17 protein-coding genes are annotated in these 22393 nt (G+C 68.9%); 14 read left to right on the top strand and 3 right to left on the bottom strand.

What is annotated here, in order from left to right:
• Nucleotides 1-5: 5 nt before the first annotated feature.
• Nucleotides 6-779: an IclR family transcriptional regulator gene (locus C6Y44_RS22915; protein WP_225623666.1), complete on the bottom strand. Its 774-nt coding sequence runs from the start codon at nucleotides 777-779 to the stop codon at nucleotides 6-8.
• A gap of 102 nt (nucleotides 780-881) precedes the next feature.
• Here C6Y44_RS22915 and C6Y44_RS22910 point away from each other — a divergent pair, with 102 nt between their 5' ends.
• Nucleotides 882-2315, top strand: a complete 1434-nt coding sequence (locus tag C6Y44_RS22910) for an acyl-CoA synthetase (RefSeq protein WP_120280629.1) — start codon at nucleotides 882-884, stop codon at nucleotides 2313-2315.
• Between the two features lie 5 nt (nucleotides 2316-2320).
• On the opposite strand, the gene C6Y44_RS22905 is transcribed toward C6Y44_RS22910, so the two are convergent.
• Nucleotides 2321-3049, bottom strand: a complete 729-nt coding sequence (locus tag C6Y44_RS22905) for an MOSC domain-containing protein (protein ID WP_120280628.1) — start codon at nucleotides 3047-3049, stop codon at nucleotides 2321-2323.
• 107 nt (nucleotides 3050-3156) lie between these two features.
• Between C6Y44_RS22905 and C6Y44_RS22900 the strand changes: the two genes are divergently transcribed.
• On the top strand, nucleotides 3157-4128 hold the full coding sequence (locus tag C6Y44_RS22900) for an LLM class F420-dependent oxidoreductase (protein ID WP_016692502.1): 972 nt from the start codon (nucleotides 3157-3159) through the stop codon (nucleotides 4126-4128).
• An 88-nt stretch (nucleotides 4129-4216) separates the two neighbouring features.
• Entirely contained in the window at nucleotides 4217-5209 is a 993-nt protein-coding gene (locus C6Y44_RS22895) for an alpha/beta fold hydrolase (protein WP_159417328.1), read from the top strand.
• On the opposite strand, the gene C6Y44_RS22890 is transcribed toward C6Y44_RS22895, so the two are convergent.
• On the bottom strand, nucleotides 5179-6354 hold the full coding sequence (locus C6Y44_RS22890) for an MFS transporter (protein ID WP_120280627.1): 1176 nt from the start codon (nucleotides 6352-6354) through the stop codon (nucleotides 5179-5181). The two genes, C6Y44_RS22895 and C6Y44_RS22890, sit on opposite strands and share 31 nt — an antisense overlap.
• Nucleotides 6355-6495: 141 nt before the next feature.
• Here C6Y44_RS22890 and C6Y44_RS22885 point away from each other — a divergent pair, with 141 nt between their 5' ends.
• The 11 genes from C6Y44_RS22885 (at nucleotide 6496) to C6Y44_RS22835 (ending at nucleotide 22369) form a co-directional block, all read left to right on the top strand.
• Nucleotides 6496-7893, top strand: a complete 1398-nt coding sequence (locus tag C6Y44_RS22885; RefSeq protein WP_159417329.1) for an amidase — start codon at nucleotides 6496-6498, stop codon at nucleotides 7891-7893.
• Between the two features lie 21 nt (nucleotides 7894-7914).
• Nucleotides 7915-9018: an XdhC family protein gene (locus tag C6Y44_RS22880; RefSeq protein ID WP_159417330.1), complete on the top strand. Its 1104-nt coding sequence runs from the start codon at nucleotides 7915-7917 to the stop codon at nucleotides 9016-9018.
• 54 nt (nucleotides 9019-9072) lie between these two features.
• On the top strand, nucleotides 9073-10776 hold the full coding sequence (locus C6Y44_RS22875; RefSeq protein ID WP_159417331.1) for a helix-turn-helix domain-containing protein: 1704 nt from the start codon (nucleotides 9073-9075) through the stop codon (nucleotides 10774-10776).
• A 177-nt stretch (nucleotides 10777-10953) separates the two neighbouring features.
• The gene (locus C6Y44_RS22870) at nucleotides 10954-12402 is read left to right on the top strand and encodes a uracil-xanthine permease family protein (RefSeq protein WP_159417332.1); all 1449 of its coding nucleotides are present in this window, start codon (nucleotides 10954-10956) and stop codon (nucleotides 12400-12402) included.
• 87 nt (nucleotides 12403-12489) lie between these two features.
• Entirely contained in the window at nucleotides 12490-13404 is a 915-nt protein-coding gene (locus tag C6Y44_RS22865; protein ID WP_159417333.1) for an FAD binding domain-containing protein, read from the top strand.
• Nucleotides 13401-14072 (top strand): (2Fe-2S)-binding protein, encoded by a 672-nt coding sequence (locus C6Y44_RS22860; RefSeq protein WP_159417334.1) that lies wholly within the window; start codon nucleotides 13401-13403, stop codon nucleotides 14070-14072. The genes C6Y44_RS22865 and C6Y44_RS22860 overlap by 4 nt, the downstream gene beginning before the upstream one ends.
• Nucleotides 14069-16597: an aerobic carbon-monoxide dehydrogenase large subunit gene (gene cutA, locus C6Y44_RS22855; RefSeq protein WP_120280622.1), complete on the top strand. Its 2529-nt coding sequence runs from the start codon at nucleotides 14069-14071 to the stop codon at nucleotides 16595-16597. The genes C6Y44_RS22860 and cutA overlap by 4 nt, the downstream gene beginning before the upstream one ends.
• Entirely contained in the window at nucleotides 16594-17274 is a 681-nt protein-coding gene (locus tag C6Y44_RS22850; RefSeq protein ID WP_159417335.1) for an SRPBCC family protein, read from the top strand. The genes cutA and C6Y44_RS22850 overlap by 4 nt, the downstream gene beginning before the upstream one ends.
• A 195-nt stretch (nucleotides 17275-17469) precedes the next feature.
• On the top strand, nucleotides 17470-19572 hold the full coding sequence (locus C6Y44_RS22845; RefSeq protein WP_159417336.1) for a hydantoinase/oxoprolinase family protein: 2103 nt from the start codon (nucleotides 17470-17472) through the stop codon (nucleotides 19570-19572).
• On the top strand, nucleotides 19569-21521 hold the full coding sequence (locus C6Y44_RS22840; RefSeq protein ID WP_159417337.1) for a hydantoinase B/oxoprolinase family protein: 1953 nt from the start codon (nucleotides 19569-19571) through the stop codon (nucleotides 21519-21521). Before C6Y44_RS22845 ends, C6Y44_RS22840 begins: the two co-directional genes overlap by 4 nt.
• Nucleotides 21521-22369: an NmrA family NAD(P)-binding protein gene (locus C6Y44_RS22835; protein ID WP_159417338.1), complete on the top strand. Its 849-nt coding sequence runs from the start codon at nucleotides 21521-21523 to the stop codon at nucleotides 22367-22369. The genes C6Y44_RS22840 and C6Y44_RS22835 overlap by 1 nt, the downstream gene beginning before the upstream one ends.
• Nucleotides 22370-22393 lie beyond the last annotated feature (24 nt).

Below are 22393 nucleotides of genomic sequence, written 5' to 3'. Positions count from 1 at the left end.
GCGGATCAGGGCAGGCGACGCTCGATCGCGTCCCGCGCTGCCAGTGCCTTCGCGCCGTAGTCGGGGAAGAGGTCGGGCGTCAGTCGCGAGGCCGGGCCCGAGATGCTGAAGCAACCGCGCACGGCGCCACCGCGCCCACGCAGCGCGACGGCGACGGCGGCGATGCCGTCGTGCAGACCCTGTTCGGTCACGGCGTACCCGCGGGCGCGGATCTCGGCGATCTCCTCGCGCAGCGCCGCCGGGTCGGTGACGGTGTGCTCGGTCAGCGAGGGAAGCTCGGTGGCGAGGAAGTCCTCGATCCGCGCGTCGGGCAGCGACGCGAGATAGGCCTTGCCGGTGGACGCGGCGTGCAGGGGCAGGCGCGTACCGAGCGCCAGGAAGGCGCGGAGTTGATGGGCGCTGTCGAGCCGCTCGATCAGGACCAGTTCGTTCCCGTCCGGCACGGCGAGATGGATCGTCTCACCCGTCTCCGCCTGCAGGCGGTTCAGTTCGGGCAGTGCGACCTCGCGCAGGTCGTCGCCGGACGACATCGCACTGCCCAGGCTGAACGCGCGGCCGGTGATGACCCACTGCCCGGCGTTCGCCGTCGAGGGCCGCAGCCAGCCGGCTTCGGCGAGGGTCCTGAGGCACCGCTGCACGGTGCTCTTGGGGACGTCGAGGCGCTTGCTCAACTCCGAGAGCCCGACCGGTTGCGTGGTCGCGACCTCCTCGAACACGCGGAGTGCGGTGAGAACGCTGTTCATCGGAACCTTTCGCGCGTCGTTGACGGCAGGCGTCACGGGTTATAGGTTGAGCCGGACCGCATCGTAGCACGGCGGTCCGCAATGTGGACCAAACGCTGCGCGACACCGTCCGGCAGGACGTCGAGAAGGGACCCACCGATGACCACCACCACGCCCGTGCCGTTGCTGACCTCGCTCACCGAGTCCGGAGCAGGTGGCGACGACCGCAACGCCGTCCGCGTCGGAGACGTCTCGCTCACCCGATCCGAACTGATCGCGGCCGCCGCCGCGGTGGCCGACGAGGTCGCCGGTTCCTCACGGGTCGCCATCGACGCCACCGCGAGCATCGAGACGGTGATCGCCACGACCGGATGCCTCATGGCCGGTGTGGCCGCGGTGCCCGTGCCGCCGGATTCCGGCCCGGCCGAGCGCGCGCACATCCTGAAGGACTCGGGTGCGCAGGTATGGCTCGGCACTGCCCCCGACGACGTCATCCTGCCTGCGATCCCGGTCGACGCGAGCGCGCGTTCGTCGTCCTCGCACGCCGAGGCCGATCCGGGTAGCGCTGCGATGATCATGTACACCTCGGGAACCACCGGTGCCCCCAAGGGAGTCGTGCTCTCGCGGTCCGCCGTGGCGGCCGGTCTCGACGGTCTCGCCGAGGCGTGGAACTGGACGTCCGACGACACACTCGTCCACGGACTTCCGCTGTTCCACGTCCACGGACTCATCCTCGGTGTCGTCGGCGCGCTCCGGCAGGGCTCGCCACTCGTGCACACCGTGCGACCCAAGCCCGAAGCCTATGCGGCAGCCGGTGGTTCGCTGTACTTCGGTGTTCCCACCGTGTGGTCGCGGGTCGTCGCCGATGAATCGTCCGCTCGCGCACTGTCGTCCGCGCGACTCCTGGTGTCGGGCAGTGCACCCCTGCCCGTGCCTGTCTTCGAGCGCATGCTCGCCCTCACCGGCTCCGCGCCGATCGAGCGGTACGGGATGAGCGAAACGATCATCACGATCAGCACCCGCCACGACGGTGAGCGCCGGCCCGGCTGGGTGGGTCTGCCGATCGCCGGGGTCTCCACGCGCCTGCGTGACCAGGCCGGCAACCTCGTGGCGCACGACGGCGAAACCCTCGGCCGGCTGGAGGTTTCCGGTGCGACGCTGTTCGACGGCTACCTGAACAATCCCGAGAAGACCGCGGAGTCGATGACCGAGGACGGCTGGTTCAGGACCGGCGACATCGCCGTGATCGACGACCAGGGCTTCCACCGCATCGTCGGCCGCGAATCGGTCGACATGATCAAGTCCGGCGGCTACCGGATCGGCGCCGGCGAGGTGGAGCATGCGCTGCTGAACCATCCGGGCGTGCAGGAGGCCGCGGTGGTGGGTGTGCCGGACGACGATCTCGGACAGCGGATCGTGGCCTACGTCGTCGGGGATCTCCGTGATCCGAGCGAGCTCTCGGACTTCGTTGCGCAGACCCTCTCGATCCACAAGCGTCCCCGCGAGATCCGTACCGTCGACGCTCTTCCGCGCAACGCCATGGGCAAGGTGCAGAAGAAGATCCTCGTCGAGGATTACCTCGCCGGGAAGTGACCGGTTTACCCGATCCCGACTTCGTCGCCGACGGTGATGTCGCCGGGAGTCAGGACGGTCGCGTAGACACCGATGCACGGCATCGGCTTGCCCTCCGGCACATTGGGCACCTGATGCGCGTGCGTCACCTCACGCAGCATGTCGCGCCGCGCGGGAACCTCCTGATGGGGGAGCGTCACCATGACGCACCGCGCGGTGCGCTTGTGCGGTTCGAGGACCACCGAGCCCACCGACACCCGTCGGCCGATCCATTCGTCCTCCACGAAACCGGTCGTGTCCGGAGTGTCGACGACCAGCTGCGGCCGGAACCGGCGCAACGCCACATCGGTGGGGTCGCCGGTGCCGAGCGCCTCCACCGCGGATCGGGAGACGAGATGCAGCGGCGCCTCGTCGTAGGTGCGGTCGCGCGGTTCGAGCCGCACGTCGTGACCGACCAGCTTCGACAGCAGGTCGTCGACCTCGGGATCGTCGCCGCGCACCACCGTGCCGTCGGCCAGCGTCAGTTCGAGTGCCGCCGGATCGCGGGGGTCGTCGTCGCTCAGAAGTCGCGCCGAGCAGGTCAGCAGCAGCCCGTAGCGGCGGAAACGTTTCGCACTCGCGATGTTTCCGGATTCGGCGTCGACCAGCGCCCACAGGTGATCACCGCGCAGGCCGTCCGCTTCGATCGCTGCGGCGTCGATCCGTTCGCCCCCGAACGACTTCACCGGATAACGCCACAACTGATCGATACGCACGACTCGCGAGCATACGGGGACCGGAGCGGCCGCGGGGCGGGCCCGATCCGTCGGTCCGAAACACGCCCGGGTATGACCTGAACCACAGTGTGGCTAGGGTGACGGTCATGACGGAGAACACGACACGACGATGGGGCCTGACCGTCCCGCTCGACGGCATCCCCCTGCCCGACCAGCGACGCATCATCGAGGAGCTCCCAGACCTCGGATACACGGACGTGTGGTCGTCCGAGGCCGGCGCCGCCGATGCGTTCACCCCGCTCACCCTGGCGAGCGTGTGGGCTCCCAGCCTGCGCCTGGGTACCGCGATCGTCCCCGTCTACACCCGCGGTCCCGCGACGCTGGCCATGTCCGCCGCGAGTCTCGCCGCGGCCGCACCCGGCCGCTTCGTGCTCGGGGTGGGCACCTCCTCCGACGTCATCGTGGAGAAGTGGAACGGCATCCCCTTCGAAGAACCGTTCAAGCGCGCCCGCGACACCCTGCGGTTCCTGCGTGCGGCCCTGTCGGGGGAGAAGGTCTCCGAGAAGTACGACACCTTCGCGGTCGACGGCTTCCGGGCCGGCGTCGTACCCGACCCGACGCCGCCGGTGCTGCTGGCGGCGCTACGGCCGGGCATGCTGCGTCTGGCCGGACGTGAGGCCGACGGGGCCATCATCAACTGGCTGTCCGCCGACGACGTCCGCACCGTGGCGCCCTACGTCCACGAGGGCGGCGAGAACAAGGAGATCGTCGCGCGGATCTTCGTGCTCCCCGGCTTCGACACCGAGACCGCCCGCGCCATCGGCCGACGCATGATCGCCGCCTACATGAACGTCCCCGTCTACCGGGCCTTCCACGAATTCCTCGGCCGTTCGGACGATTTCGCCGGCATGTGGAAGGCATGGGCGGAAGGCGACCGCAAGGCCGCCCTCGAAGCGATCCCGGACCACGTGGTGGACGCCCTCGTGATCCACGGCGAACCCGAGGCATGCCGCGAGCACGTGGAGCGCTACGTCGAGGCGGGCGTGACCACCCCGGCCATCGCCCTGGTGCCCTCGGGCGATCCCGCGCCGATGATCCGGGCGCTCGCTCCGCGCTGACGACCGGACGTCACGATTCGATGTCGGCGGTTAACGGCACCCGAGGGTGACGCGACAACTCCTGCAGATGCGCTGTGCAGGAGGCGAGATGGCCGAGCCGACATCGAGTCCGGACCCGAACACGATCACTCGTGTGACCGTCGTCGCCGACGACGGAGTGCCGTTGGCCGCCACGATGACCGGACCACGGGATGCGGATCTGACCCTCGTGTGCCTGCACGGGCACTGCCAGGACGCCGCGAGCTGGGATGCCGTCTGCGAATCGGTGGACATGCCGGGTCTGCGCATCGTCCGCTACGACCAGCGAGGACACGGTCGTTCCGGGACCGGCGACGCCACCGCGTGCACGGTCTCCGGGATGTCGGACGATCTCGATGCGGTGCTCCGGACCCTCGCGCCGGACGGACCGGTGGTGCTGGTGGGATATTCGATGGGCGGCATGGTCGCGCTGTCCTACGCCCGCCGTCACCCCGATGCAGTCGGCGGCCGCATCGTGGGTGCGGGTCTGATCGCCACCGCCGCATCGGGACTCGCGGACGGCGGTATCGGACGCTATCTACGCCATCCCGCCGCCTCCATCGTGCACCGGGCGGTGTCGCGCGTACCTCGCGTGATGGAACTGTCGAAGCGCGCCGGAGGCCGCGTGTGCACGGTCGCCGCCCGCAGGCGCACGGAGGAATCGTGGTTGCGGGTGGTCGGGTCGGCGCTGTCGAACGAGACGTCGGTCGTCACCTGGTCGCGGCTGCTGGCCGACTTCGCGGTGCTCGACGAGTCCGCCGCCCTCGATGTGCTCGCGAGAGTGCCGGTGGTCGTCGCGGCGGGCACGGAGGACGTCTTCGTGCCCTTGTCGTTGTCGGAGGCGATGGCGGCGCGACTGCCGCACGCGAACCTCGTGCGGTTCGTCGGTGCCGGTCACCGGGTTCTCGCCGACCGTCCCGAGGAGGTCGCTCGCGCGCTGTCGGATCTGCTCGGGCAGGTCCGCGCCCTGGAACCTGTCGGCCTGGAACCTGTCGGCCTGGAACCCGTCGGCCTGGACCCCGTCGGCCTCGCTCAGCGTGAGCCGACGAGGGTCGCTTCCTGATCGGCGAGCAGTTTCCGGGGGACGAGCGCGAGCACGAGCAGCGCCACGGCGACCGCAAAGCATGCGACGAACCCGATGTGAGGTGCGGCGAGCGAGATGACGAAGGGCACCGCGAAGCCCAGATAGATCAGGCAGTAGAAGACGGCGACGGTCTGTGCCAGCTCGTCCGGCGGAGCGATGTGCTCGACGGTGACGAGACCGGAGACGAGCAGCATGCCGTACCCCCCGCCGAGGAGGACGGCGGTGACGAGGACGGCGAGCACCGATACCGGGCCGTCGCCGAGCACCGCGACGCCGGCGGTCACGAAGCCGAGCACCCCCAGGCCCACCCCGGTCCACACGCCGCGATCCTCACCGTGCCGGGTGATGCGTCGGGCCACGGGCTGGATCAACGCACCGGTGAGCAGGGTCAGGGCGGCGACCACACCGGTGAACGCGACGGCCACGCTGTCCACCCGATCCGAGACGATCGGCGGCATCGTCGCGAACGAGACGGTCGCGCATCCGAAGACCCACGGAGCCCACGGCACGACACCCCACCGGAAACGCGGGGACGACAGGGTGGACAGGCGCCACGAGCCCTGCACGGTGCGGGGCCGGTGCGCGTCGGGGACGGCCCACACCAGCACCACCGCGACCACCATCAGAGCGATGTGCACGAGATAGGGCAGGCGGTCGGGAGTGGGGAGCCACTGCGCGATGAGACCGGCGAACAGGGCACCGCTGCCGAATCCCGCCGACAGTGAGACGGCGGCCCGGCGCGCTCCCACACCCGGACCCTCACTCAGTTCCTTCATCCACGCGGTGCCGGCTCCGAACGCCATCCCGGATGCCAATCCGGCGAGGACCCGGCCGAGATACAGCAGCGCGGGGATGTCGGCGCCGAGAAGCAGGACGATCGACGACACGATGCTCACCGGGATCATCGCCCGGATCACCGGACGACGCCCGATCCGGTCGGCCACGCGCCCGAAGTAGAGCAGGGCGGGAATCAACCCGAGGATGTAGGAGCCGAGCATGGCGGTGAACGAGTCGCTGCCGAGTCCCAGGTGGTCGCGGTAGACGAGCTGCATCGGGGCGAACTGATTGGCGCCCCAGCTCACCGCGAACACGGCGAACGCGAGACGAGCCCAGGACGGAATCATTCCCCGATCCTCTCAGGCCAGTTCCGGCGGGAAAGTATCAACTCTTCACACCGCGGCGACCGGCTTCCTGTGGAGTGTGGACGTAGGAGGGGACCGGAGCCGGCCATAGCGTTCTCGTCGAACGCAGACCAAGGAGGGCCAGTGGCGGTAGACGGTCGATCCCCGACGCTCGACACCGAGCGCACCGGCACGTGGACCGGCGCCGATGCGCGGTCGATCGCCGCCGTGGTCCGCAATCGCGAGGTCACCGCCCGCCGGGTCGTCGAGGACCACCTCGCACTGATCGCCGAGCAGAACACGCGCCTCAACGCGATCGTCACCGTCGCGGCGGAGAGTGCCCTCGCCGAGGCCGACGCTCTCGACCAGCGCCTCGACCGCGGCGAGGTGGCCGGACCGCTCGCCGGGGTGCCGTTCACCGTCAAGGACCTCATCGCCACCGCCGGCGTGCGCACGACGGCCGCCTCGAGGGCGCTGGCCGACAACGTCCCCGTCGTCGACGCACCGGCCGTCGCCGCGATGAAGGCGGCCGGCGCGATCCTCGTCGGCAAGACCAACACACCCGAATTCGGAACCTCCGGGCTCACCGACAGCGAGATGTTCGGACCGGCCGTGAACCCACTCGGCAGCCTCGAGTCGCCGCGCTCACCCGGCGGATCCAGCGGCGGCGAAGCCGCGTCCATCGCGTCGGGCATGAGCGTCCTCGGGCTGGGCACCGACTTCGGCGGGTCCGTGCGCTGGCCCGCACACTGCACCGGCCTGTGCTCCATCCGCCCCACCGTCGGCCGGGTGTCCGCGGACGGTCAGTACCCGGGGGTGCTCGTCGGCGATCACGTGCGGGCCAATCCCACGACGGTGCACGGCGCGCTGCAGACCGTCGGACCCATGGCGCGGAACCTCGACGACCTCGTCCTCGCCCTGCGCGTGATCTCCGAACCGCACGTCGCGTGGACCGATCCGGCGACCGTCGACGTCGACGCTCTGACGATCACCTGGGCGGACGGGGACGGCACCGTCCCCGTCGTCGACGAGATCGTGGACGTCGTCCGGGAGAGCGCGCGGCGCCTCGGTGCGCATCCGTACTGCGGGTCGGCGCTGGTCGAGGGGAACGAGCTGTTCGGGCGATTGCGGGCCACCCAGACCCACACCGACATCGACGCGCTGGCGAGTCCCGACCGGTTCGGCGCCGTCATCCGCGACCTGCTGTCCACGGTCGGTCGCGCCGAGCACCGGGAGGTGGAAGGCCTCTGGGCGTGGCGCACCGCGCTGATCCATCGTCTGCTCGCCGAGATGGGCGACGTGCTGGTGCTGCCGGTCGCGTCCATCGGGGCGCCTCCGCTCGGCGACGATCGTTTCGCTGTCGGCGACCGGCTGCTCACCTGGCAGGAGGCGCTGGCGAGCTGCCGCACGATCAGCGTCACCGGCTTCCCGTCCGTCGTCGTCCCTGTCGGGCGGACGAGCGACGGCATGCCCATCGGCGTGCAGATCGTCGCGCGCCCCTTCCACGACCACGTCGCGCTGGCCGTCGCCGCGCGTCTGTGACACACCGGTAAGGAGGCCGCTGTGCGGGACATTCTCGACGAGCTGTCGCGATGGTTCGACGACGGTGAGACCTTCGCGCTCGCGACCGTCGTTCGCACGTGGAAGTCGTCGCCGCGCGAACCCGGCGCCGCGATGGCCGTCTCGCAGTCGGGTGAAGTGGTGGGCAGTGTCTCGGGAGGGTGCATCGAAGGCGCCCTGTACGACATCGCGGGTGACGTGCTCGCCGACGGGCGCGCACGGACCGAGGTCTTCCGCGTCACCGACGACGACGCCTTCGGCGTGGGCCTCACCTGCGGCGGCACCATCGAGGTGTTCGTGCAGCGGGTGGATGCCGCAACCTATCCCGAGTTCACCGAGGTGGCACGGCGGATCGGGGCGGGAGAGCCGGTCGCCGTCGTCACCGACCGCGAGTCCGCCGGCCATCGTGTGGTCACCCTCGACGGGGACGACGGCACCGATCCCGAAGCCGAGGTGCGCCTGCGCCTGTCCTACGGCGATTCGGAGGTCTACGTCGACGAGGTGTGCGGGCAGATCGTGGAGATCTTCGCGCCGCGACCGCGGATGTACGTCTTCGGCGCCATCGACTTCGCGTCCGCCCTGTGCACGCTGGGGAAGTTCGCCGGTTATCGCGTGACGGTGATCGACGCCCGGCCCGTCTTCGCGACGCCCGCCCGGTTCCCCGACGCCGACGAGATCGTGGTGGCGTGGCCGCACATCTTCCTCGAGTCGGCGCCGATCGACCCCACCACGGTCGTCGCGGTCCTCACCCACGACGAGAAGTTCGACATCCCGCTGCTCGAACGCGCCCTCCGCTGCGAGGCCGGATACATCGGGGCGATGGGCAGTCGCTCCACGCACGAGCGCCGCGTCGCCCTGTTGCGCGAGGCCGGTCTGTCGGCCGACGAACTGGGACGACTGCACTCGCCGATCGGACTCGACCTCGGGGCGCGTACCCCGGAGGAGACGGCCGTGTCGATCCTTGCCGAGATCCTCGTGAGCACGCGCGGTGCCACCGGGCGCAGCCTTGCGACACTGCGCGGACCCATCCACCGGGTGCCGGCGGGACGCGCTGCCCGACCTGCGGATTGTCCGCCTGCGATTGACGGTGTTGCGGCAGCCCTCTAATGTCACGTGTCTCCCATGCGGGGGTGAACGACTGGCAGGTGGACGGGTAGTGCTGTGACGGTGCGCAAGGCTGAGAAACCGGGGCCCAGCGCATCCGAACCGGGACGCAGCGCAGCCGATCCGGAGGACAGCGCAGCGGTCGTATTCGAACCGTGCCCGCTCGCAGACGTCGTCTCCTCGGGTCTCCTCGTCGCACCGACGGTGCTTGCCGGTGACGTCTCCACGGCGCGACCTGTCACCGGGGTCGCGGTGATGATGCTCCCCGAGATCGGTCCCTGGCTGCGTCCGGGGCTGCTGCTCGTCACCTCCACCACCGTGCTCGCGCGACTCGCCGTGCCGATCACCGACTTCCTGGCGCGGCTGGACCGGAGCGAGGTCTCGGCACTCGTGGTCCGGCTCGACACCGGACATCCCCTGCCACAGGGCCTCACGGACGACGTTCCCCTCCCGGTGCTGACGACGCCGGAGGAGGTCGTCGCGGATCATCGGCTCGCGCGGGGTCTCCGCGACATGGCCGTCGCTCAGGTGGAAGCGGTCTTCGAGGCGGATCACCTCCGTCGCGGCCTCCTCGAGATCGTCATGGCGGGCGGTGGGCACAGGGCGCTCGCCGAAGGCATCTCGCGCCGGCTCGGCGGGGCGGTCCTCATCACCACCCCGGACGGACGCCAGACCTACCGGGCCGGGAGGGAATCCGACTTCGCGTGGCTGTCCTCGACGGCGGCCGTCGACCCGACTGGCCGGGTGCGCACCGATTCGATCGAGGGCGGTCTCGGTCTGCACCGCTTCGGCGACGAGTACGTGGCGATCGCCGCGATCTCCGCCAACGGCATCGACCACGGTCGGCTCGTATTCTTCTGTCCTGCACGTGATCTCTCCGCCCCGGATCTGTATCTCGTGGAGCAGGCGGCGACGGTGTGTGCGCTCGTCGTCAGTCGTGAGCTCGCGGTGTCCGCGGTCGAGGAGAAGCACCGGGCCAACTTCGTCCGGGACCTGTTGCGCGGCCGCGCCGGTGAACCCGAACAGGTGATCGTGCACGCGCAGATGTTCGGCTGGAATCTCGACCGCCCGGTGGTGGTGGTCGCCGTCGAACCCGATCGCGTGGACGACGATTCCTCGGCGGCACCGGCGCGACTGCCCGTCGTGGAACGGCAGGCCCGCGCGTTCGCGGGTGCGCTGGCCGGGCGCGATTCCGGAGCGTCCGTCACAGCTCTGGCGACCGAGACCGTCGTACTCATGGGTGAGGGCAGCGACACGATGACCCTCGTGCACGAACTCGTCGCCCTGGTGCGCGGAGCCGGCGGGGGAGGGCGTCGGCCGTTCGGTGTGGGGGTTTCGCGTGCGTCGTCGTCCACCGACGACCTGCCGGCGCTCTACGCGCAGGCGCGCACGGCACTCGAAGTGGGACGCAAGATCTCCGGTCCGTGGGCGGTGACCCATTTCGACGATCTGGGTGTGTACCGGTTGCTGAGCCTCGTCGAGGACACCGAGGAACTCGAGTCGTTCGCGCGCGAGACGCTCAAGGAACTGACCGACGGCACGGCCGAGGCGCAGGACATGTGCCGTACCCTCGAGGTGCTCCTCGCCACCAACATCAACATCGCAGAAGCCGCGCGCCAGTTACATTTTCATTACAACACTCTGCGCTATCGTGTGGCGAAACTGGAAAAGATCCTCGGTCCCTTCACTGAACAGCCCGAACTGCGGTTGGACCTTTCGCTCGCGCTCAAGATCATCGCGATGCGCGGAATCGATTCCTGACGATCAACCACCGATCTTGCCAATTTCGGAGGGTCGCTCATGGCAGATTCCTCCCACGCCGGGCCGGAGCTGCTCCGTTAGCGTTTGCGGCTACCGAAGTACACGTGTGATCGGCAACACAGGCGTAACAATCCACGTGAACTCTATCGGCACCCACACTCTGCTGAAAGGTCCGATATGCCCATCTGGACAGTGCACGGAGACGGCAAGAACATAGAACCGGGTCAGGTCGTGGCGCCGATGGAGCGCCTGAGTTGGGGCCGCACGATCGGTCTGGGCGGCCAGCACGTGGTGTCGATGTTCGGCGCCACGTTCGTCTTCCCGATCATCATGGGTCTCAACCCGCAACTCGCAGTGATGCTCTCGGGCTTCTGCACCCTCTTCTTCCTCGCCGTCGTGAAGGGCCGGATCCCCAGCTATCTGGGAACCTCCGCGGCCTTCGTCGGCGGCATCGCCGCGATCTACGCCCAGGGCGGCTCGCCGTCGGAGGTCACCGGCGCGATCATGGTCTCCGGGCTCGTGCTCGCCGCGATCGGTGTGGTGATCCACTTCCTCGGCGGCTCGCTGGTCTTCAAGATCCTGCCGCCGGTCGTCACCGGCGCGGTGGTCATGCTCATCGGCTTCAACCTGGCGCCGGTCGTGGCCGGCACCTACTGGCCACAGGACCAATGGGTCGCACTGACGGTGATGATCGCGCTGATCGTGGGTAGCGTCGTGCTGCGCGGATTCCTCGGTCGCGTCGCCATCTTCCTGGCACTGCTGTTCGGCTACGCACTGTCCTGGGTTCTCGACCGCATCAGCGGACCGATCACCTCCTACGACGCCGGCGCCGACGCCGTCACCGAACACTTCCGCGTGAACTGGGAAGGCGTTGCGTCCGCTCCGTGGTTCGGTCTGCCGCCGTTCACGGACGAAGCCGCCGGTGTCGTCGGCATCCACGCCCCGTCGTTCAGCCTCACCTTCATCGTGCTCGTCCTGCCCGGCGTCATCGCCCTGATCGCCGAGAACGCCGGACACGTCAAGGCGGTCGCCGAGATCACCAAGACCGACCTCGACCCCATGATGGGACGCGCACTGGCCGGTGACGGTCTCGCCACGGCCCTCGCCACCGGTGTCGGCGGTTCCCCGACGACGACCTACGCGGAGAACATCGGCGTCATGGCCGCGACCCGCGTGTACTCGACGGCGGCCTACGCGGCAGCCGGCGTCATCGCCATGCTCCTCGGCTTCTCCCCGAAGTTCGGCGCGGTCATCTCCGCGACCCCGGGCGGCGTCCTCGGCGGTATCACCGTGGTCCTCTACGGCATCATCGGCCTGCTCGGCGCCAAGATCTGGAAGGAGAACGGTGTCGACTTCGGCGACCCGCGCAACCTCATGCCCGTCGCGGCCGGCCTGATCATCGCGATCGGCGACACCAGCCTCGAGTTCACCGATACGTTCTCGCTGAGCGGTATCGCGCTGGGCACCATCGTCGTGATCGGTCTCTATCACCTCTGCCGGGTCATCGCTCCCGAGGACATCGCACCCGAAGACCCCGATACCCCATCCGAACAGGGAGAACCGGTCCGGACGGAGCCCGATCCCGACGGCGAGAGCGGCGCGGGAAGGGTGAAGGAGTTCGCGTGACCTCTATTACATCTGACATTGTCGACCGGTGAGCTTTGTCACTTCTCCACGAAACGTCGATCGCACTATGCGGGCAGGATCTGTTCAATGAAACCGTCGCCACTCACCTATCACCGACCGCGGTCGATCGATGAAGCCTGCGAGATCCTCGCTGGGGTCGCGCACGAGGGCAAAGTGCTCGCCGGCGGCCAGTCACTGATTCCGCTGCTGTCGATGCGCCTGGCGGCACCGGCTCACCTCGTCGACATCGGCTCCATTCCGCGCCTCGATGCGATCTCCGCTTCGCCGGAACTCGGCGTCACCTTCGACGCGCTCACCACCCACGCAGCGCTCGAATCCGATCCGACGGTCGCGCAGGTCCAGCCCCTGCTGGGCCGCGCGCTCCGCCTGGTCGCACACCCGACCATCCGTAATCGCGGAACGACCGTCGGATCGATCGTCCACGCCGATCCGTCCGCGGAGATGCCGGCCGTGCTGTCGCTGCTCGGCGGAACGCTCACCGTCCGCTCGGTGCGCGGAGTCCGGCAGATCTCCGCCTCGGAGCTGTTCGCCGGCCCGCTCGAATCGACCCTCGAAGCCGACGAGATCGCGACCAGCGTGACGGTGCCGGCGGCGCGTCCGGGCACCGGCACCGCCATCGACGAGATCGCACGACGCCACGGCGACTACGCCCTCGTCGGCGTGGTCGCGCAGGTGGAGGTCGAGGACGGCGCGGTGACGTCCGCCCGGATGACCTACGTCTCCGCAGGAGAGCTCGGGCAGGTCGTCGACTACACCGACATCCTGCGCGGCGCCTCGGCGCACGACGAGCGCGACCCGCTCTGGCAGCAGGTCGCGGAGAAGGCACGCGAGACCGTCGAGACGGAGGCGGACATCCACGCCACCGACCGCTACCGGTCGCAGCTGGTGGCGGCACTGACCGGCCGTGTCGGCTTCGCGGCCGCGCAGGACGCGATCCGTGACGACACACGGGTACCGATGCACACGGGAGGAAGTCGATGACGAGTTCGATCCACAAGGGTGGTCGCGACGCCTCGCGGCGGACCGTCGCCGAACAGGTCGACGAGATGCAGGCGGAGACCGGCGAGCACCACGTCGCCGTGACCTTCGCCCTCAACGGCGTGACGCAGACGGTCGTGCTGCCCTCGCGCACGCTGGCATCGGACGCGATCCGTCATCACCTCCGCCAGACCGGCACCCACGTGGGATGCGAGCACGGTGTGTGCGGCGCGTGCACGGTGCTGCTCGACGGCAAGCCGGTGCGGTCGTGCCTCGTGCTCGCCGCGAGCCTCGAGGGCCGATCGGTGACGACGGTCGAAGGGCTCGTCGAACCGGACGGCACCCTGCATCCCGTACAGGAGGCGTTCGTCGACTGTCACGGTCTGCAATGCGGTTTCTGCACACCGGGATTCGTCACCACGATCGCCGCCTTCCTCGAGGAGAACCCGTCGCCCACCCACGAGGAGGCGACCGAGGCGATCGCGGGCAATCTGTGCCGGTGCACGGGCTATCAGAACATCCGGGCGGCCGTGTTGCGCGCCGCCGAGATCAAACGTGAACGGTCCGGAGGCTCACCGCTCGGCCCCGACAGCGAGGCGGCCCGTGCCTCGCTCGACGCCAAGGTTCGCGGCACCACCGCTCCGGTCGGAGGAAAGGCAGGACGAGCATGACCAGTGTCTCCGATTCGCCCGTCTCCAACTCCACCTCGACGAGCACGACGACCGACCTCGCTCCCGCCGACATCGGCGGTGCCACCGAGTCGGGCAAGTCGTTCGGCAAGCCCATCCCACGCGTCGAGGACAACCGGCTCGTCAGCGGCAACGGTCGCTATCTCGACGATCTCGGGCACGGCGCTCTCGCTGCGGCCTTCGTGCGGTCGCCGCACGCCCACGCTCGCATCCTCGACATCGCCGTCGACGCGGCGCTCGAACTGCCGGGCGTGCACGCCATCTACACCTACGACGATCTCGAGGCCGACTCGCCCGAGATGGCCGAGAACCTCCCGCTGCTCATCCCGCACCCCGCGATCACCGCTCCGCGCAACGGATATCCGCTCGCGAAGGACGAGGTGAACCATGTCGGTGAGGCGATCGTGATGGTCGTCGCCGACAACCGGTACATCGCCGAGGACGCCTGCGCGCTGATCGACATCACCTACGAGGCCCTTCCGGCGGTGGTCGGTGTCGACACCGCACGCAACGCCGAGCACGTCGTCCACCCGGATGTGCCCGACAACGTCGCGGCGCATCTCCAGCACGGTTTCGGCGACATCGAGGCGGAACTCGCCGCGGCACCGCACACGCTGACCCTCGACCTCGAGATCGAACGTTCGGCGTCGATGCCGATGGAGGGCAAGGGCGTCTACGCCCGCTGGGACGACGACGAGAAGGCGTTGACCTTCTGGACGTCCACCCAGACCTCGACCTCTGCCCGTGCCGCGATCGCAGCGCGATTGGGCATGGCGCACAACAAGGTCCACTGCATCGCCCCCGACGTCGGCGGCGGTTTCGGTGTGAAGATCGTCCACCCGTGGCCCGAGGAGGTCATGGTCACCTGGGCCGCGCGCAAGCTGGGGCAGGCCGGGATCTCCAACGAGGTCAAGTGGGTCGAGGACCGGCGCGAACATTTCGTCTCCAGCGCCCACGAGCGCGGGCAGATCCACGAGGTCACCGTCGGGTTCGACGACGACGGCCGGTTGCTGGCCTTCGACTTCTCGATCTGGCACGACAACGGCGCGTACCTGCCGTACGGAATCATCGTGCTGCTCAACACCTCCACGCAGGTGCTCGGCCCCTACAAGCCGCGCGCCTTCCGGGTGGACGCCTACTCGCTGTACACCAACACGGTCATCGTCACGCCCTATCGCGGCGCGGGACGGCCCCAGGGCGTGTTCGCGATGGAACGGGCGATGGACGCCATCGCCAAGCATCTCGGCAAGGATGTCCTCGAGGTCCGCGAGACCAACTTCATCCGCCCCGAGGAGATGCCCTACGACTTCCATCTGATCTTCCAGGACGGTCGCCCGCTCATCTACGACAGCGGTGACTACCAGGCCGGGATGGACAAGCTCAGGAAGCTCATCGGCTGGGACGAGTTCGCGGAGTACAAGGAACGCGCCCGCGCCGAGGGCCGTCGCGTCGGCATCGGTGTGGGAGCGTACGTCGAGGGCACGGGACCGGGCCCGTACGAGGGCGCACACGTGCTCATCGAGACCTCGGGCAAGGTCAAGGCCGCCACAGGCCTGACGACTCAGGGCCAGGGGCACCAGACCTCCTTCGCGCAGATCGTCGCGGACGATCTCGGTGTGCCGGTCTCCGACGTCGAGATCGTCACCGGCGACACCCGTCGATTCGGTTACGCGGTCGGCACGTTCGCCTCGCGCGGTGCCGTGATGTCCGGTTCCGCCTTCCATGTCGCCGCGCAGATGGTGGCGGAGAAGGCGAAGAAGATCGCCGCGGACCATCTCCACGCCGACGTCGCCGATCTCGAACTGCGCGAGGGGCACGTGTGCGTGGTGGGCACCGAACCCGGCGCCGAGGGAACCTCGATCCCGCTCGGTGTCGTGGCCGTGCTGTCGAACCCGCTCCGCTACGCCTTCGACGATGCGTCCCGCCGCGCAACGGGATTTGCGAACGCCGAGACCGACATGTCGGTGCCGCCCGTCCTCGAGGGTGAGCAGCCCGGCCTCGAGGCGACCGGCTACTATTCGCCGCCCACGTCGACGTTCGCATCGGGAATCCACGCGGCGATCGTCGAGACCGATCCTGTCACCGCCGAGATCCGGGTGCTTCGGTACGCGGTGGTGCACGACTGCGGCAACGTCATCAATCCGCGCATCGTCGAGGGCCAGGTGCAAGGCGCGGTCGCGCAGGGCATCGGCGGCGCGCTCTACGAGAAGATCGTCTACGACGAGCACGGGCAGATGCTCAACGCGTCGTACATGGACTTCCTCATGCCTTTCGTGACGGAGATGCCCGACTCCCTCGAGATGGACCACACCGTCACCCCGTCCACGCTCAATCCTCTCGGAATGAAGGGCGCCGGCGAGGCCGGTGTCATCCCCACCTCGGCGGTGATCGCCGCGGCCGTCGAGGACGCGGAGGGCATCCCGATCACCAGCATGCCGATTTCCCCCTCGGAGTTGTTCGAGCTGCGTCTGACCCACGCGGCGTCCCGAAACAAGGAGAACGAATGAGAATCGCCGGTACCGCGCAACTGCAGGCACCCCCCGACGTGGTGTACGACAGCCTGCAGGACGGCCGTGTTCTCGCGGCGACGATCCCGGGCGTGCAGTCGCTCGAGCAGATCAGCGACAACCACTACAAGCTGTCCATCACCGCCGGGGTGGCCTCCATCAAGGGCACCTACGACGGGGAAGTGGTGCTGTCGCAGCAGAATCGTCCCGAATCGTTCGTCATGACGGCGTCGGGCTCCGGTGCTCCGGGAACGGTCAAGGCGGACGTGGCGGTGCGTCTCGAAGAACGTGACGGTGGCACCGTGCTCACCTACGACGCGGACGCGGTCGTCGGCGGCATGGTCGGGGGCGTCGGGCAGCGGATGATCACCGGTGTTGCGAAGAAGATGGCCGGCGTGTTCTTCAACGGCATCGACGGTGTGATCGCCAACGGTCTGCCGGTGGCACCGAGTGCGCCCGAAGCCGCAGCCGTCGCGGGCGTGAACGGAGCCGAGGTGGCCGAGGTCGCCGAGGGTGCGGGCGTGAGGACCACCGCGCTGCCCGTGGCTGCCGCCGCAGCAGCTGCACCGGAACCGGCCGGAACGCCCTCGGCAGCAACGGTTCTGCTGTCGGCAGGAGTGGGCGCCGGTATCGCGCTGGCGGGCGTCGCCCTGGGAGCGATCCTCGCCCGACGCTGACCTTTCGTCGAATCTCCACGGCACCCCCGGGCCATCACGGCCCGGGGGTGCCGTCGTCTGCAGGTGGCAGGTGCCCGAACTCCGAACTCCAGGCGACGAGTTCGGCGAGATGTGACAAAGAAACACCGCCGCTCAGGGGGTGGAATGTCATCAGACGTCAGGTGGGACACCGGCGAGACGAACCCAGGAGGAAACATGGGATCCAGGAAGATTCGGGTCGGCATCGATACCGGCGGAACATTCACGGACGTGGTCGCGGTGGACGACGAGTCCGGCGCCATCGTCACCACGAAGACCCCGTCGACACCGCAGGATCCGGCCATCGGTTTCCTCGCCGGCATCGAGAAGGTCCTCGCGCAGCTCGGCGAGACCGGCGACGCGATCGACGCCGTCAGCCACGGCACCACCGTCGCGACGAACAAGCTCCTCGAAGGCAAGGTCGGCACCCTCGGATTCATCACCACCGAGGGCTACGAACACGTCCTCGAGATCGCCCGCCAGTCGGTCCCCGACGGCTACGGCAACTCCTACTTCTGGGTCAAGCCCGACCGCATCGTGCCGGCCGACCGCGTCCGCACCATCCGGGGCCGTCTCGCCTACGACGGCAGCGAGATCCGTCCCCTGAACGAGGACGACGTCCGCGCCGCCGCCCGCTTCTTCAAGGACCGCGAGATCCTCACCGTCGGCGTGTGCCTCATGCACTCCTACGCCAACCCCGAACACGAGCGCCGCGTCCGCGACATCCTCATGGAGGAGTACCCGGAGGCGACCGTGAGCATCTCCAGCGAGGTGCTGCGCGAGTACCGCGAGTACGAGCGGTCCATCACGACCCTCGTCGACGCCGCGGTCAAGCCCAACATCCGCAACTACGTCAGCAACATCGCGAACCGTCTGCGCGAGTTCTCCTCCGCCGAGGGCGAGCAGCGCGACATCCCGTTCTACGTGATGAAGTCCAACGGCGGCGTGCTCTCGGCCAAGGAGGTCGTGCACCAGCCGATCACCACCGTGCTCTCCGGACCCGCGGCCGGTGCCCTGGGTGCGGCCCTGATCGCAGGTGTCGCGGGTGTCGACCAGGTGCTGACCTGCGACGGTGGTGGTACTTCCACGGACGTCACCGTGGTCGTCGGCGGCGAGCCGGCCCTCACCACGGAAGGTCGCGTGGGTGTCTACCCGTCGAAGATCCCGATGATCGACGTGGTGACCGTCGGCGCCGGTGGCGGCTCCATCGCCTGGATGACCCCCGAGGGCACCCTGCGCGTCGGCCCGCAATCGACGGGCGCCGATCCCGGGCCCCTGTGCTACGGCAAGGGCGGCAACGAGCCGACCATCACCGACGCCCACGTCCTGCTCGGCCGCATCCCTCCCCACCTGCTCGGTGGTGAGATCCCGCTCGACACCGAACTCGCCCGCAAGGGCGTCGAGGAACTCGCACACCGTCTCGGCCTCGAGTTCGAGGCGTGCGCCACGGGCATCCTCGAGGTGTCGGCCTGGAACCAGGCCAACGCGCTGCGCCAGATCACCGTCAAGCGCGGTCTCGACGTCCGCGACTTCACCCTGGTGACCTTCGGCGGCTCCGGTTCGCTGTTGGCCTGCCGCCTCGTCGACATCCTCGGTCTCAAGGACGTCCTCGTGCCGCTGAACCCGGGCAACGTCTCGGCCTTCGGGCTGCTCACCGTCGACGTCCGCAACGACTACGTGCAGACGCACGTCAGCCGCCACGATCGGCTGGAGATCGAGGAGCTGCAGGCCGGACTCGACGCCCTCGCGGCCGAGGCCGAACGTGCCCTGGAGGACGAGGGATTCGGTCCCGACCAGCGGCAGTACGCCCGCTCGGCGGACCTGCGCTACTTCGGCCAGGCATTCGAGGTGCGCGTGCCGGTCGGCGACGGCCCCATCACCCAGGAACTGATGGACGAGGCGGCCGAACGCTTCCACCAGGCCCACCGCGAGCTCTACGGCTACGACTTCCGCAACGATCCCCACCAGCACGTGGAATGGGTCAACCTCCGCGTCAGCGGCATCGGACCCATCAAGCGACCGGAACTCGCCGAGATCGCCCCGGGCACGGGTGCGGACGCCGCCCTCACCGGCACCCGCGAGGCGTACTTCGACGAGTGGGTCACCACCCGCGTGTACGACCGCGCCCGCCTCGGCGCCGGCGACGAACTCGAAGGTCCCGCCGTGATCGAGGAATTCAGCTCGACCATCCCGGTCCACCCCGGATTCCGCGCTCGCATCGACTCTTTCGGCAACATCCGCCTCACCAAGACATCCGACTCGAACGGAGCCACCCGATGACTGCGACTCTCGAACCCGCCGCGGCCACGACGCGCAAGCCCTTCCGGCTGACCGACGCTTCGGGCACCGCTCCCGATCCGGTGCTCGTCGAGATCGTCGCCGGTTACCTCGCCAGCGTCGAGATGGAGGTGGAGACCTCCATCTCCCGGACCTCGCGCTCGCCGATGATCCGCGACGCCCACGACTTCCGCGCCGGCATCCACGACCGCAACCTGCGCAAGCTCACCGGTCGGTCGTACTCGGCGCTCGTGCATCCGGTGGCACGGGACTTCCCGCTCGAGACGATGAAGCCCGGGGACGTCTTCTTCCACAACGACGTCTACCTCTCCGAAGGCGGCATCGGACACCTCCCCGACCTGTGCGTCACCGTCCCGGTCTTCGCGACCCGCCCCGGCGACACCGAGCCCTCGGTGGTCGCGTTCGTGCAGGCCTTCGGCCACCACGACGACATCGGCGGTTGCTGCCCCGGTTCCATGCCCTCGGGTGCGACCACGGTGTACGAGGAGGGACTGATGGTCCCGCCGATCAAGCTGTGGGACCAGGGCGTTCCGAACGAGGCGGCGCTGCGGATCATGACCCGCAACTCCCGCATGCCCGACTCGCTCGCCGCCGACCTCGACGCCGAGTGCTCGGCGTGCCTCATGGGTGCGCGCCGGTTGTCGGAGCTGTTCGAGCGCTACGGCGTCGAGACCGTCGAGGCCTGCTTCGACGCGATCCTCGACGCGACCACGGAGACGTACCGCCGCGAGATCCTCAGCAAGATTCCGGTGGGCACGTACACCTGGGAGGACTACGCCGAGCACGACGGTGTGGACGAGCCCATGCTGCACGTGCAGCGCATCACGCTCACCAAGACCTCCCCGGAGGACGAGGGCGGTGAGCGTCTGATCCTGGACTTCAACGGCACCGGTCCGCAGGCGAAGGGCCCGATCAACCACTGCGGTGACTACGCCGACGGCAACTTCCTCATCAAGTGGCTGGCGCCGATCCTCCGCAACCTGGCCGACACCCCGGACCGCATGGCGGAGCTGGACGTCAACGAGGGCGTCGTGCCGCTGATCGAGATGAAGTTCCCGGAGCCGGGCACGCTCATCACTCCGATCTTCCCCGCTCCCACCAACGCTCGCACGTTCGTGATCCTGCGTCTGCTCGGTGTGCTCTCCGGTGTGGTCGCCAAGGCGGTCGACGGCAACATGCCCGCCGACCAGGAGACCATCCGCTACACCGGTGTGTACGGTGAGGATTTCGACGGCCACTCGTACCTCATGCGTGAGGTGCTCGGCGGCGGCTCCGGCGGCCGGCACTACGCCGACGGTGAGGACACCATCCACGTGGTGCCCGACTCGCGGAACCTGCCCACCGAGTTCACCGAGAGTCGTTTCCCGTTCATCGTCGAGAAGCTGGGTCTGGCAATCGATTCCGGTGGAGCCGGTCGCTACCGCGGTGGTCTCGGCTACGAGAAGCACATCCGCATGCTCAAGGACGCGAACTTCATGTCCATCGCAGACCGTTCGATCCTCGCGTGCTGGGGCGTCAAGGGTGGCAAGGCCGGCAAGCCGTTCTCGGTCACCCTCGATCCCGGCGGCCCGAACGAGCGCGAGTTCGACGCTCTCACCGATGCCGAGCCGATCAAGGCCGGCGAGGTCGTGCGCATCCGCACCACCGGCGGCGGTGGCTGGGGCGACCCGCTCGATCGTCCGATCGACGAGGTGGTCCGGGACGTGCTGTGGCGCAAGGTGTCCGTCGAGGGCGCCCGCGACGACTACGGCGTGATCCTGAAGGACACCTCGGCCGACGAGCCCGCCGCCGACGTCGAGGCCACCGAGGCACTGCGTGCGCAGATGCGCGCCGAGCGCGGCGAGGAGGAGCCCTTCTTCGACCGCGGTCCCGGTTACGCCCGCCTGTCAGGTGGCGCCGAGTTCGCCGAGTACGACTTCATCGGCAACTGATGTCGACGACGGCCCATCTCTCCCGCGGCACCGATCTCGCAGTGATCGGTGCCGCGGGGAAGACCGGAACGGCTGTCGTCGCGGCGCTGGACACAGCAGACACGACCCCCGTCCGCCGAGTGGTACACACCGCTCGACGGGCGGGGGATCGTGCTGTCGACCTCGAGACGGGTGCCGGGCTCGTCGACGCGCTGTCGGGCTGCCGTGGCGTCTACTTCATCGCCCCGAACATGCACCCCGACGAACCGGCACTGTTCGAGCGGTTCCTCGGGGCGGTGGCCGAGGCCGGGGTGGATCACGTCGTCTACCACTCCGTGGCTTGGCCGTACACGCCGGCGATGCCGCATCACCTCGACAAGGCACGCTGCGAGGACATCCTGCATGCTTCCGGGATGCGGTGGACCGTTCTGCAGCCCTGCGCGTACACGGAGAACTTCGCGTCCGTGCTCGACGGATCGGTCGACGCACTCGACGTCCCCTACGACCCCGACGCGCCGTTCTCGTTCGTCGCTCTGTCGGACGTCGCGGCGGTAGCGGCACGTGTCCTCGTCGAGGGTGCGGACGTCCACCACGGCGCCACCTACGAGCTCGGGGGACCGGACGCGGTGAGTGTGCGTCAGCTGTGTGCGGTCGCCGGGCGGTCGGTGAAGATCGAGCAGGTGTCCGCCCCGGTGTGGATGGGGCGCCACGGCCGCGACCTGCCCGCGGATACCCGGGAGCGTCTGGCGGCGATGTTCGACTTCTACGACGATCACGGCTTCGTCGCAGGGAGTGCCGTCACGGCGGCGCTGCTCGGTCGGGAGCCTGCCCGCGTCGCGGATCTCGTCTCGTCGATGCCGCGCCGGTAACTCGCGGGTGGTGTAGGAAAGGGA

It is taken from the genome of Rhodococcus rhodochrous, assembly GCF_014854695.1.
Taxonomy (GTDB): Bacteria; Actinomycetota; Actinomycetes; order Mycobacteriales; family Mycobacteriaceae; genus Rhodococcus.
Note: the sequence above shows the minus strand (reverse complement) of the source record. Positions and strands in the feature narration are given on the sequence as shown.

Coding starts and splice junctions, on each gene's coding strand:
- C6Y44_RS22910 (WP_120280629.1), top strand. CDS start 882: ATGACCACCACCACGCCCGTGCCGTTGCTGACCTCGCTCACCGAGTCC.
- C6Y44_RS22900 (WP_016692502.1), top strand. CDS start 3,157: ATGACGGAGAACACGACACGACGATGGGGCCTGACCGTCCCGCTCGAC.
- C6Y44_RS22895 (WP_159417328.1), top strand. CDS start 4,217: ATGGCCGAGCCGACATCGAGTCCGGACCCGAACACGATCACTCGTGTG.
- C6Y44_RS22890 (WP_120280627.1), bottom strand. CDS start 6,354: ATGATTCCGTCCTGGGCTCGTCTCGCGTTCGCCGTGTTCGCGGTGAGC.
- C6Y44_RS22870 (WP_159417332.1), top strand. CDS start 10,954: ATGCCCATCTGGACAGTGCACGGAGACGGCAAGAACATAGAACCGGGT.
- C6Y44_RS22865 (WP_159417333.1), top strand. CDS start 12,490: ATGAAACCGTCGCCACTCACCTATCACCGACCGCGGTCGATCGATGAA.
- C6Y44_RS22860 (WP_159417334.1), top strand. CDS start 13,401: ATGACGAGTTCGATCCACAAGGGTGGTCGCGACGCCTCGCGGCGGACC.
- cutA (WP_120280622.1), top strand. CDS start 14,069: ATGACCAGTGTCTCCGATTCGCCCGTCTCCAACTCCACCTCGACGAGC.
- C6Y44_RS22850 (WP_159417335.1), top strand. CDS start 16,594: ATGAGAATCGCCGGTACCGCGCAACTGCAGGCACCCCCCGACGTGGTG.
- C6Y44_RS22845 (WP_159417336.1), top strand. CDS start 17,470: ATGGGATCCAGGAAGATTCGGGTCGGCATCGATACCGGCGGAACATTC.
- C6Y44_RS22840 (WP_159417337.1), top strand. CDS start 19,569: ATGACTGCGACTCTCGAACCCGCCGCGGCCACGACGCGCAAGCCCTTC.
- C6Y44_RS22835 (WP_159417338.1), top strand. CDS start 21,521: ATGTCGACGACGGCCCATCTCTCCCGCGGCACCGATCTCGCAGTGATC.